Annotated in this window: 13 protein-coding genes; 7 read left to right on the top strand and 6 right to left on the bottom strand. The window is 41.4% G+C overall.

Features of this window, described 5'->3' with window-relative positions; genetic code table 11:
• Positions 1–19: 19 nt before the first annotated feature.
• Genes B7696_RS09490 through yjbM form a run of 3 tightly spaced genes read right to left on the bottom strand, consistent with a single transcriptional unit; the run spans position 20 to position 2,386 of the window.
• Positions 20–916, bottom strand: a complete 897-nt coding sequence (locus tag B7696_RS09490) for an RluA family pseudouridine synthase (protein ID WP_024057592.1) — start codon at positions 914–916, stop codon at positions 20–22.
• Positions 913–1,731: an NAD kinase gene (locus B7696_RS09485; RefSeq protein ID WP_033681742.1), complete on the bottom strand. Its 819-nt coding sequence runs from the start codon at positions 1,729–1,731 to the stop codon at positions 913–915. Before B7696_RS09485 ends, B7696_RS09490 begins: the two co-directional genes overlap by 4 nt.
• The gene (yjbM, locus tag B7696_RS09480) at positions 1,715–2,386 is read right to left on the bottom strand and encodes a GTP diphosphokinase (protein ID WP_070527712.1); all 672 of its coding nucleotides are present in this window, start codon (positions 2,384–2,386) and stop codon (positions 1,715–1,717) included. Before yjbM ends, B7696_RS09485 begins: the two co-directional genes overlap by 17 nt.
• Positions 2,387–2,514: 128 nt before the next feature.
• Here yjbM and B7696_RS09475 point away from each other — a divergent pair, with 128 nt between their 5' ends.
• The 7 genes from B7696_RS09475 to B7696_RS09445 all read left to right on the top strand — a co-directional run bounded on the left by B7696_RS09475 (position 2,515) and on the right by B7696_RS09445 (position 7,287).
• The gene (locus B7696_RS09475) at positions 2,515–3,084 is read left to right on the top strand and encodes a CYTH domain-containing protein (protein ID WP_084863410.1); all 570 of its coding nucleotides are present in this window, start codon (positions 2,515–2,517) and stop codon (positions 3,082–3,084) included.
• 112 nt (positions 3,085–3,196) lie between these two features.
• On the top strand, positions 3,197–4,156 hold the full coding sequence (locus B7696_RS09470; RefSeq protein ID WP_004260180.1) for a ribose-phosphate diphosphokinase: 960 nt from the start codon (positions 3,197–3,199) through the stop codon (positions 4,154–4,156).
• Between the two features lie 9 nt (positions 4,157–4,165).
• Positions 4,166–5,281, top strand: coding sequence for a cysteine desulfurase family protein (locus tag B7696_RS09465; RefSeq protein ID WP_084863408.1), 1,116 nt, complete (start codon positions 4,166–4,168; stop codon positions 5,279–5,281).
• Between the two features lie 4 nt (positions 5,282–5,285).
• Positions 5,286–5,633: a DUF1831 domain-containing protein gene (locus B7696_RS09460; protein WP_000863540.1), complete on the top strand. Its 348-nt coding sequence runs from the start codon at positions 5,286–5,288 to the stop codon at positions 5,631–5,633.
• Positions 5,634–5,640: 7 nt separating this feature from the next.
• Positions 5,641–5,856 carry a DUF4649 family protein gene (locus B7696_RS09455; RefSeq protein ID WP_000462491.1) on the top strand — a complete coding sequence of 72 codons (216 nt, stop codon included), beginning with the start codon at positions 5,641–5,643 and terminating at the stop codon, positions 5,854–5,856.
• Between the two features lie 82 nt (positions 5,857–5,938).
• Positions 5,939–6,580: a redox-sensing transcriptional repressor Rex gene (locus tag B7696_RS09450; RefSeq protein ID WP_084863404.1), complete on the top strand. Its 642-nt coding sequence runs from the start codon at positions 5,939–5,941 to the stop codon at positions 6,578–6,580.
• Between the two features lie 17 nt (positions 6,581–6,597).
• Entirely contained in the window at positions 6,598–7,287 is a 690-nt protein-coding gene (locus B7696_RS09445; protein ID WP_084863402.1) for a gamma-glutamyl-gamma-aminobutyrate hydrolase family protein, read from the top strand.
• Here B7696_RS09445 and radC read toward each other — a convergent pair.
• The 3 genes from radC to B7696_RS09430 form a co-directional block, all read right to left on the bottom strand.
• The gene (radC, locus tag B7696_RS09440) at positions 7,284–7,964 is read right to left on the bottom strand and encodes a RadC family protein (RefSeq protein WP_049546591.1); all 681 of its coding nucleotides are present in this window, start codon (positions 7,962–7,964) and stop codon (positions 7,284–7,286) included. The two genes, B7696_RS09445 and radC, sit on opposite strands and share 4 nt — an antisense overlap.
• Before the next feature lie 42 nt (positions 7,965–8,006).
• A complete protein-coding gene (gene pcrA / locus B7696_RS09435) occupies positions 8,007–10,298 on the bottom strand; it encodes a DNA helicase PcrA (protein WP_084863401.1) in 2,292 nt (763 codons plus the stop codon).
• Between the two features lie 267 nt (positions 10,299–10,565).
• The gene (locus B7696_RS09430; RefSeq protein WP_084863399.1) at positions 10,566–12,236 is read right to left on the bottom strand and encodes a formate--tetrahydrofolate ligase; all 1,671 of its coding nucleotides are present in this window, start codon (positions 12,234–12,236) and stop codon (positions 10,566–10,568) included.
• Positions 12,237–12,347 lie beyond the last annotated feature (111 nt).

Genomic DNA, 12,347 nt, shown 5'->3' with positions numbered 1-12,347 from the left:
TTATACTCTGAATCAGTTTTTATAGAGTATTAGTTGATAACTGGGTAATAAGGTTGCTGAAATCATCCGGCAAGGGACTTTCTAACTGCAAGTCTTGCTCTAAAAATGGATGATAAAAGGATAGATAATGGCAATGTAGGGCCTGGCGCTGAATTCCATCGTCTAGACTACCACCATACAAGTCATCTCCCAACAAAGGAAAACCAATATGAGAAAAATGGACTCGGATTTGGTGGGTTCGCCCAGTGTGCAGGCGAATGTCTACCAAATGAATATTCCCATAAGAAGCTACAATCTTGTAAGAAGTATGGGCGTACTTCCCACCTTTAGCTACTCTTCTAGTGATAATAGAGTCTTCATCACGTGCAATCGGGGCAATAATTTCCCCCTCTGACTCCAAGTGTCCATCGCCTTTAACCAAAGCAAAGTAGCGTTTTTCAATGGACTTCTTCTGCAACTGCTTGTCTAATCGTGCATGGGCATAGCCGTGCTTGGCAAAGAGCATCAAGCCAGAAGTATCTCTATCAAGTCTAGTTACAATGTGAACCTGCTGATTCTCATAGTCTTGCTTGACGTAGTAACCCTTGATAAAATTAGCGATAGTATTGGAGTGATTAACACTAGGAATAGAAGCCACTCCATAGGGTTTATTTAAGACTAGAAAATGGTCATCCTCATAGAGAATATCCAGTGGGCGCTCGATAGCTTCGAGAGTTTCAAAACCTTCCTCAGCGGGAATATCTATGATAACTCGGTCTCCAATATCCAATAGATACGTCGCATTTTGTGGTTGATCATTGACCAGAATAGCTCCGCCTCGAAACTTAATCTTAGCTAGCAGCCCCTTAGAAATCTCGTGCTTTTTTAAGAAGGTCTTAACCTTGACATGCTCATCTGCGATAAATTCAAACCTCATTCGTCCACCTCGCCGATAAAAGCATCCTTAACTCGGTTCCAGAAACTGGTATGGCTCGGTGATGCGACAAAGTGAATCTTATGATGGTCTATTTGATACTCAATACGCTCAATATTACGGAATGAATAAACGCTATTGTCAACCGAAATGGTATGATAATCGTTTCTCGTTGGTATGAGTTCAATCTTATCCTTCTTAGGCACAATAATGGAAGAGCCCAGGGTTCGATAGACACGATTGTTAAGGCTAGCAATTTCCGTTAATTGCAAAGCTTCAATGGTTGGGTGTAAAACAGCTCCACCAAGCGACTTGTTATAGGCTGTACTACCAGTCGGAGTTGAAACTGTTAGCCCATCTCCACGAAAACGTTCAAAGTGGACACCGTTAATCACAACATCCGCCACCATGGTTCGATCAGACCTGCGGATGCTGGCTTCATTTAGTGCTCTAAAAATCTTCACTTCCCCATTTTCAAGAAAAACCTTCACATTCAGAACAGGGTATGATACCTTTGCCCCAGTATCTAGCTGCAAATTAGTCACTAGCTTGTCCAACTCAAAATCACGGTAGTCCGTATAGAAGCCCAAATGTCCAGTGTGAACACCAATGAAGCGGACCTTGTCAAGCTGATTTTCGTACTTATGAAAGGCCGACAAGAGCATACCATCCCCACCGATGGAAATGACAATATCCGGATTGGTATCATTGAGTATAAACTGATTTCTCTTCAAACGATCTCGCAATTCATACAAAACCCTTTGACTCTGCGGTTTTCTATTAGCTATCAGGTCAATTCGTTTACCTGTATTCTTCATCTGTATCGTCACTGTTTCCTACACCGTCATTTAATTTTCTACTCAAAGGATCAAAAAGAGCCTGGGCTTCCTGGATATCATCTCGAATTTTACCCATTTCTTCATCCAATTGATGGGCAATTTTGGCAGTAATTTCCAGTCGCTTCTTAATCTCCTCTGGGAAATCCCCTTGGTACTTGTAGTTGAGAGAATGTTCTATCGTTGCCCAAAAATTCATAGCCAAGGTACGAATTTGAATTTCCGCCAAAATGGTCTTAGCTCCATTAATGGTATCAACCGAATATTCAACTACCACATGATAGGAACGATAGCCTGAGGATTTTCGATGAGTAATGTAATCACGCTCCTGTATGATCCGCATATCCTGACGTTTGCGCAAAATTTCCACTACTTCCTTGACGTCATCTACAAACTGGACCATCACACGCAAGCCAGCAATATCCTGCAAATCGTGTTCCAAGGTCGCATAAGTAATGCCACGACGAGCCATTTTTTCCTTGATACTTTCAATCGGCTTGACTCGACCAGTCACAAACTCAATCGGAGAATGCTTATTTTGCTTGCGATATTGCTTACGAATACCACGAAGTTTAATCTTTAACTCACCAACAGCTTGAATGTAAGGATCTAGAAATTCTTCCCATTCTAAGGTCATATATTCTCCCTTGTTCTCATATTATCCTTCAAAAATATCTTTGATTTTTTCTCCAGATTCATATACAATAAATACAATGCTTATTATACCATAAATCCGCTTTCAACGATAAAGAAAAGGTAAGAAAAATGAAACATTTAGAAATTGAATTGAAAACACTCCTGAAAAAAGATGAATATGATCGTCTAAAAGACCAGTTCACAGGTGTCACTCCTGTTCTTCAAAAAAATTACTACATCGACACGCCTGATTTTGAACTGCGAGAAAAGAAGGTTGCTATGCGCATTCGAACTTTTGAAGACTGGGCAGAATTGACACTCAAAGTCCCGCAAAGTGTTGGAAACATGGAGTACAACCAAAAATTGGAACTAACAGATGCTGAAGATTATCTGGCTAAAGAAGAACTTCCTCAGGGACTGGTGCTGGATGAATTGGCTAAACATGGTATCCAAAGTAAAAAATGGCAGGTTCTTGGTTGTCTAACAACTCTTCGCTATGAAATGCAAACACCAATTGGCCTCATGGCACTGGATGAAAGTCAGTACTTTGATATTACAGATTACGAATTAGAGCTTGAGGTGGAAAATCACGAGCAAGGAAAGCAAGATTTCCAGCAATTTTTAGAGAAAAATCAGATTGCTTACCAAAAAGCTCCTTCAAAATTGGTTCGATTTGTCAAAAGCATGAAAAATAGCTGAAATAATCTCTATTTTTTGGTAAAATAGAAAAGATAAAAATACACAAAACCTAGTTCATATATGTAAAGCAGATATAACTCGGTTTTATAAAGTTTACAGAGGACGGTCTATAATGTCAGATAGAAAAAATATGAAACTTTTCGCGCTCAACTCTAACCAAGAGATTGCACAGAAAATTGCTCAAGCTGTTGGTGTCCCACTTGGAAAACTATCATCACGTCAATTTTCAGATGGAGAAATCCAAGTAAATATCGAAGAAAGTGTCCGTGGTTATGATGTGTACATCATCCAATCAACAAGTTTCCCTGTTAACAACCACCTAATGGAATTGCTTATCATGGTCGACGCTTGTGTGCGTGCAAGTGCCCACAGCATCAACGTTGTTCTTCCATATTTTGGCTATGCACGTCAAGACCGCATCGCTTCACCTCGTGAGCCACTTACAGCAAAACTAGTTGCCAATATGCTAGTTAAGGCTGGTGTCGATCGTATCCTTACGCTTGATTTGCATGCCGTTCAGGTTCAAGGCTTCTTTGACATTCCTGTTGATAACCTTTTCACAGTTCCCCTATTTGCAAAACATTATTGCGATAAGGGCTTACTTGGTTCAGATGTTGTTGTTGTTAGCCCTAAGAATTCAGGTGTGAAACGCGCTCGTAGCTTGGCTGAATATCTTGATGCTCCTATCGCCATTATCGACTACCCACAAGACGATGCAACTCGCAACGAAGGTTATATCATCGGTGATGTTGAAGGTAAGAAAGCTATTTTAATTGACGATATCCTTAATACAGGACGTACCTTCTCTGAAGCTGCCAAAATCGTTGAACGTGAAGGAGCTACAGAAATTTATGCTGTTTCTAGCCACGGTCTCTTCGTCGAAGGAGCTGCTGAACTTCTTGACAAAACTAATATTAAAGAAATTCTTGTGACTGATTCAGTAGCAACAAAAGAAAAAACTCCTAAAAACGTATGCTACATCACTGCTAGTGAGTTAATTGGTGATGCCATCGTCCGTATTCACGAAAGAAAACCAGTCAGCCCACTCTTTGCCTACAATAAAAAGAAATAAGGTGATTCTTTGATTTATTTGGACAATGCTGCAACGACTCCCATGTCAGCAGTTGCTATTTCAGCGATGACCAAGGTTATGCAAGAAACCCACGGAAACCCTTCTAGTATTCATGGTCATGGTCGTCAAGCTGGTAAACTCTTGCGAGAAGCCCGTCAGGAACTAGCCCAGTTACTGGGGACAAAACCTCAACATATCTTTTTCACTTCTGGTGGGACTGAAGGCAACAATACTGCCATCATTGGCTACTGCCTTCGTCATCAAGAACAAGGAAAACATATCATCACAACTGCCATTGAGCACCATGCCGTCCTTGAAACAATTGATTACTTGGTTCAACACTTTGGTTTTGAAGCAACCATTATCCAGCCAGAAAATCAAGAAATCACAGCCCAACAAATTCAAAAGGCTTTACGTGACGATACGATTTTGGTTTCTACCATGTTTGCCAATAACGAGACAGGAAACCTACTGCCCATTGCTGAAATTGGCCAAATACTCAAGCAACACCCTGCTGCCTATCATGTCGATGCAGTTCAGGCTATTGGAAAAATCCCTATTCACCCAGAAGAATTGGGCATTGATTTTCTCACTGCTTCGGCACATAAATTCCATGGTCCCAAGGGAATCGGTTTTCTATACGCATCTAGCATGGACTTTGATTCCTATCTACATGGCGGAGATCAAGAACAGAAAAAACGTGCAGGGACTGAAAATTTGGCTGCCATCGTAGGCATGGTTGCAGCCCTAAAAGAAGACCTAGAAAAACAAGAAGAACATTTTCAACATATACAAAATCTAGAAACTGCCTTTCTGGCAGAGCTAGAAGGATTTCAGTATTACCTGAATAGAGGCGAACACCATCTCCCTTATGTTCTCAATATTGGATTTCCTGGCCAGAAAAATGACCTCTTACTCCTTCGGCTAGATTTAGCTGGAATTTCAATCTCTACTGGCTCAGCCTGTACTGCAGGCATTGTCCAATCCAGCCATGTTCTTGAAGCTATGTACGGAGCAAATTCAGAACGCTTGAAGGAATCCGTTCGTATCAGTTTGTCGCCAGAAAATACTGTTGAAGACCTACATACCCTCGCAAAAACCTTAAAAGAAATTATCGGAGGTTAGCCATATGGCATTTGAAAAAACCATTCAGTTAAAAAATTGTCGTTACGACTACACTCTTAGCCCTTCTGTTAAAAAATTCACCCTTAAGGACAATACCTTTTTTGAGACTAAGGTTGGTAACTATGAATTGACTCGCCTTTTGGAAAAAGTTCCGAACAGCGGTGAGGGATTCCAACTCAAAATCATCATTAACAAGGAACTTACAGGTGCTAAAATCAATATCACTGACAAGTTTGGGCTACGCCTAGTTGATATTTTCAAATCAGAAGACCACCACATTCATCAGGAAAAATTCTACTTCCTCATGGATAGCTTGGTAGAACGTGGTGTCTTTACAAAATCAGAAAGATAAAGCCAAAATGTTTGAACTGACCTATAAGGACAGCTATCATGTAGAGCGTACACTCAAATATGAAGATTATGAGGCTCTCATGCTGGCTCTGTCAGGATGTGTGACTCTGCCAGATACACTTTATGTAACTTCTTTGACCTTTAAAGGGCAAGAAGTTTACCAAGGACTGGTCGGAGACCTCTACCGTTTTCTATCACATGCAGATTTTTTACATCAAAACTAAGATTTTTCTTAGTTTTTTCTTGTTTTTGTTGATTTTTTCACAATGTTTCTATAAAATAGAAGAATAGAAAGGTTGTGATTTTGTGAAAGATAAACAGTCTGCTATTCCAAAAGCTACAGCAAAAAGACTCTCTCTCTACTATCGAATTTTTAAGAGATTTCATGCAGAAAAGATTGAACGTGCCAACTCTAAGCAAATTGCAGAGGCTATCGGTATTGATTCCGCGACCGTACGTCGGGATTTTTCCTATTTTGGTGAACTAGGTCGGCGTGGATTTGGCTATGATGTCAAAAAACTGATGACATTTTTTGCCGATTTGCTCAATGATAACTCCATTACCAATGTCATGCTGGTAGGTATTGGCAATATGGGCCATGCCCTTCTCCACTACCGCTTCCACGAGCGTAACAAGATGAAAATTATCATGGCCTTTGACCTAGATGACCATCCCGAAGTCGGTACCCAAACTTCTGATGGAATTCCCATTTACGGGATTTCTCAAATCAAGGATAAAATCAAGGATGCTGATGTGAAGACTGCTATCCTGACTGTTCCTAGCGTTAAATCCCAAGAGGTTGCCAATCTCTTGGTGGATGCTGGCGTAAAAGGGATTCTCAGTTTTTCACCAGTCCATCTTCATTTACCAAAAGACGTGGTCGTTCAATATGTCGATTTGACAAGTGAACTCCAAACTCTCCTCTATTTCATGCGAAAAGAGGATTAGAAAGCGAAAATCATTTTATGAAAAAACCAGTTATTGGGATTACAGGAAACGAAAAAACTCATCCAGATGATGACATCATGATGAGCTACGCAGCAAAAGGCTTTGTTGAGGGCGTTAAAGACGCTGGAGGGATTCCCATCATCCTACCGATTGGTGATCAAGAAATGGCTAGCCACTATATCAGTATGATTGACAAGCTCATCTTGACAGGTGGGCAAAATGTTGATCCAAAATTCTATGGTGAACCAAAAACCATTGATAGCGATGACTACCACCTTCAAAGAGATATCTTCGAACTAGCCCTCATCAAGGAAGCTATTAAACAGCAAAAGCCGATTTTCTCTGTCTGTCGTGGGACTCAACTCTTTAACGTTGCCATGGGCGGAACTCTGTACCAAGATATCGAAGACCACTGGCAGGATTGTTCAGCCGAATACACAACCCAACGCTTGGTGACCGAACCAGATACTGTTCTTCGAGAAATCTATGGAGAAATCTCCCATATCAACTCCTTCCACCACCAGAGTATCAAGGATTTAGCTCCCAACTTAAAGATTGCAGCTCATGATCCTAAAGATGGTATCATTGAAGCTGTCATGAGTACGGATGATGTTGCCTTTCTCGGTGTCCAATGGCACCCAGAATTTCTATTTGAAAATCGTTCCAAAGATAAAAAACTCTTTGACTATGTCATTAATGAACTTTAGATTAAATCCGTCTTTTCACGATAACTAAAGTAACTAGATTGTGAGACAATCAAATGGTCCAAGAGGACAATTCCCATCAGGTCGCAGGCTTCTTTGACAAGTTTTGTAACATGATCATCATTTCGGCTAGGGGCTACCGCTCCTGAAGGATGATTGTGGACCAAGATAAGAGAGGTTGCCATATGCTTGATAGCATAGTGAAGAATCTCTCGCGGCTCAGCGATACTACGAGTTGCAGAACCGATAAAAATGGTCTGTTGATGGATGATTTGATTTTGAGTATTGAGATAGAGCGCCACCAGGTGCTCTTGTTTTTTGTCCCCTAATTCCTGTTGCATCTTCTTAGCCAACTTTTGGCTACTGAGAATACCTTCCATCTCAATGGTCTCATGCTTGTGAATACGATGCCCCAGTTCAATCATTGCTTGTAATTCTATGGCCTTAACGCGCCCGATACCAGATAGGCTCTGCAATTCCTGCAGGGTCATTTTTTTCAAATCCGTTAGGCTTGAAAGATTGCTCAAGACTTTCTGGGCAATTTCAAAAACGCTGGCCTGACGTGTCCCTGTCCTGAGTAGAATAGCTAGCAACTCTTGATTACTGAGCGCTTCTACTCCTTCCTTGGCCAGTCTTTCTCTTGGTAATAGTGAATCTTCTTGGAATGAAATACTGTACATAAAAATCCTCCTCACTTTATTATTCGTGAGAAGGATGAAAAATTAGATTTTTTTCTCAATTGGGGCTACACTAGCTAAAAGTTTTTTCAAACCAACTTCTGGGAAATTGATTTTTAATTCCTGCGTAGCACCGCTACCTGAAACTTCCAGGACAGTTCCCTCTCCCCACTTCTTGTGGAGGGCAATGTCACCAATGGACCAATTTGCCTTGCTAGACGCTGATTTTGCTCCAGCTGTAAATTGACCAAATGGGAGACCACTTGACTGGATAGATTTTGGTGCAGCATTGCGTTTCCGTTCTTGAAGAGCTTGAGCCAAACTCATACCTTGACCAAAGGCAAGACCACCACTGCTATAAGATGCCTTAAAGCTTGTATTGGCTGGGCGCGCCAATCCTTGATACTCAAGCAAGTCTGAACTAATTTCATTAATAAAACGAGTCGGACGATTGTAGTTGGTACGACCAAAAAGCAAGCGTGAGTTGGCATTAGTCAGATAGAGAATTTTCTCTGCACGCGTAATTCCAACATAGGCCAGACGGCGCTCTTCTTCCAATTCATCTTGATCTTCAGCCGCACGGCTAAGCGGAAAGACATTTTCTTCCATCCCAATCAAAAAGACAACTGGAAACTCGAGACCTTTGGCAGCATGCAGGGTCATCAAGGTTACTTCTGATGTCTCCTGACTACCTGAATCTGTGTCCGCAATCAAGGCCAAGTCATTTAAGAAACGACTCAGTTTGTCCAAACCAGTTTCCTCTTCTGGCATATCAGAGGTGTCATCAAAGTTTTTCGTAACAGAAAGGAACTCCTCGATGTTTTCTACCCGAGCCTTGCTTTCTAGAGTCGCTTGGGCATTAAGAATATCAACATAACCTGTTTTTTCTAGAACGGCCTCAACTAACTCAGTAATAGTTAAGTGGTCTAGCTGCTCCCGCAAATCTAACATCATATTTGCAAAATCCCAGATAGACTGGGCTGCCTTACCCTTGATACCAGACAACATAATATTGGCTGAAGCATCTAGCATGGACATGTCTTGCATGTTCGCAAAGTCACGGATTTTCTCAACTGTACCTGGCCCAATTCCACGCTTCGGTTCGTTGATAATGCGCTCAAAACTGATATTGTCACTCAAATTAGCAATAAGATTGAGGTAAGCGATGATATCACGGATTTCCTTACGGCTGTAGAATTTGGTTCCTCCAACCATGGTATAAGGAATATTTGACTTGAGCAAGGCTTCCTCAATAGTACGGGACTGCGCATTAGTACGATAAAGAACTGCAAAATCCTTGTGAAGGAAGTTTTGACTCCGACCAAGTTCATCGATAGTTCTGGCTACAAATACAGCCTCATCTAGCTCATCATTGGCACGATAGTAAACGATTTGTTCCCCATCAGCGTTTTGAGTCCAGAGATTCTTAGGACGGCGGTTTTTGTTATTTTTAATGACCTCGTTGGCCGCTTGAAGAATGGTTTTAGTGGAACGGTAATTCTCCTCCAACAAAACAACCTTGGCTTGGGGATAATCCTTTTCGAAATCCAAGATATTCTGCATATCAGCACCACGCCAACCGTAAATAGACTGGTCCGCATCTCCAACAACACAGATATTTTTAAAACGGGAAGCCAAAAGTTTGACCAATTGGTACTGAGCGTGGTTGGTATCTTGGTACTCATCAACATGGATGTATTGAAACTTCTGTTGATAGTAGGTCAGGACATCAGGATTCTGATCAAAGAGACGCAAGGTCAGCATAATCAAATCATCAAAGTCAACCGACTCCGACTGACGCAATTCTTTTTGGTAAGCCGTGTAACACTGAGCCACGATTTGCGTATACATATCGCCAGCTTGGGAAGCATAAGCCACATCATCAATCAAATCATTCTTAGCATTGGAAATGGTCCCCAAAATAGTTCGTTCATTCCATTTTTTAGGATCCAAGTTCAGCTGCTTGAGAATGCGTTTCATGAGGGTTCGCTGTTCACCAGGATCTACAATTGTGAAATTGCGGTTGTAGCCAATATGGTCCGCATCGCGACGCAGAATACGCACACACATGGAGTGGAAGGTCGCAATCAAACAGTCCTGAGTAGCTGGATTAAGATTATAAGCACGCTCCTTCATCTCACGCGCAGCCTTGTTGGTAAAGGTAATAGCCAAGATATTCCACGGATTGACCATCTTTTCATCAATCAGATAAGCAATACGGTGGGTCAAAACACGAGTCTTTCCAGAACCAGCCCCTGCCATGATTAACAAGGGACCTTCTGTCGTTTGCACCGCCTCAGCCTGACGGTCATTCATTCCATTTAATAATGCGTTCATCTTCTCTTCCTTACTCTTGAAGTCAATATTTCTATTATATCAGAATTCAGGGAAAATATCTTTACCTAGATTGATTGCGTCTAGAAGGCAACTTCTTATATCTAGATAAAAAATGAGCTTGGATAGTATTTCCAAACTCATTTTTTACTCAATGAAAATCGAAGTGCAAACTAGGAAGCTAGCCGCAGGCTGTACTTGAGTACGGTAAGGTGAAGCTGACGTGGTTTGAATTTGATTTTCGAAGAATATAAAGTCAATTACAATATACTAGAACAATCCTAGAACTGTTCCATCACTTTCAACATCCATGTTGAGAGCTGCTGGACGTTTTGGTAGGCCTGGCATGGTCATGACATCGCCAGTTAAGGCAACGATAAAGCCTGCACCTAATTTTGGCACCAATTCGCGAATGGTAATTTCAAAGTTTTCAGGTGCTCCAAGGGCATTTGGATTATCTGAGAAACTGTATTGAGTTTTAGCCATACAGATTGGCAATTTGTCCCAACCGTTTTGAACGATTTGAGCGATTTGTGTTTGAGCTTTCTTCTCAAAGTTCACTTTACTACCACGGTAGATTTCAGTGACAATCTTTTCAATCTTTTCTTGGACAGAAATGTCATTGTCATACAAACGTTTATAGTTAGATGGGTTTTCAGCGATAGTCTTGACAACTGTTTCAGCAAGAGCTACTCCACCTTCCGCACCATCAGCCCAGACACTTGCCAACTCAACTGGTACATCGATTGAGGCACAAAGTTCTTTCAAGGCTACAATTTCAGCTTCTGTATCAGAAACAAATTCATTGATTGCTACAACTGCAGGTACTCCAAATTTACGGATATTTTCAACGTGGCGTTTCAAGTTAGCAAAACCTGCACGAACTGCTTCTACGTTTTCTTCAGTAAGAGCGTCTTTAGCCACACCACCATTCATCTTAAGGGCACGAAGGGTTGCAACAATGACAACTGCATCTGGAGATGTTGGCAAGTTTGGTGTCTTGATATCAAGGAATTTTTCAGCACCAAGGTCCGCACCAAAACCAGCTTCAGTAACTGTGTAATCAGCCAAGTGAAGGGCTGTGCTTGTTGCCAAGACTGAATTACATCCGTGAGCAATATTGGCAAATGGACCACCGTGTACAAAGGCAGGTGTACCGTAAATTGTCTGAACCAGGTTCGGTTTAATAGCATCCTTCAAAATCAAAGCCAAGGCACCTTCAACCTGCAAATCACCTACAGAAACTGGTGTACGGTCGTAACGATAACCAATAACGATATTCGCCAAACGACGTTTCAAGTCCTCGATGTCCGTTGCCAAGCAAAGAATTGCCATGATCTCTGAAGCAACTGTAATGTCAAAGCCATCCTCACGTGGAATACCATTTAGAGGACCACCAAGTCCAACTGTCACATGGCGAAGAGCACGATCATTCAAGTCCACAACACGTTTCCAAAGGATACGACGTTGGTCAATTCCCAACTCATTTCCTTGATGCAAGTGGTTGTCAATCAAGGCAGAAAGCGCATTGTTGGCAGTTGTAATGGCATGCATGTCCCCAGTAAAGTGAAGGTTAATGTCCTCCATTGGCAGGACTTGGGCATAACCACCACCAGCAGCACCCCCCTTAATACCCATTACTGGACCAAGAGATGGTTCGCGAATAGCAATCATAGTTTTCTTGCCAATCTTATTCAAGGCATCCGCAAGACCAATGGTAATGGTTGATTTTCCTTCACCTGCAGGTGTTGGGTTGATGGCAGTAACCAGAATCAATTTTCCAACTGGATTGCTCTCAACTGCACGAATTTTATCAAAGCTGAGCTTAGCCTTGTACTTTCCGTACAACTCCAAATCGTCGTAAGAAATACCAAGTTTCTCTACAACATCAACGATTGGCTTCAGCTCAATACTCTGTGCGATTTCAATATCTGTTTTCATTCAAAACTCCTCTAACCTCTTATATGATAATTCATTATATCACAAAACAAGATTTTTAACATCCAAAAACTCTCTAAACGTTCGTAAATATCCCTGTTTTTAAGGTTTTTA

Origin of the sequence: Streptococcus mitis (assembly GCF_002096815.1) — a bacterium.
Classification (GTDB): domain Bacteria; phylum Bacillota; class Bacilli; order Lactobacillales; family Streptococcaceae; genus Streptococcus; species Streptococcus mitis_AD.
The sequence above is the reverse complement of the archived record's forward strand: the minus strand, read 5'-3'. Positions and strand labels throughout refer to the sequence as shown.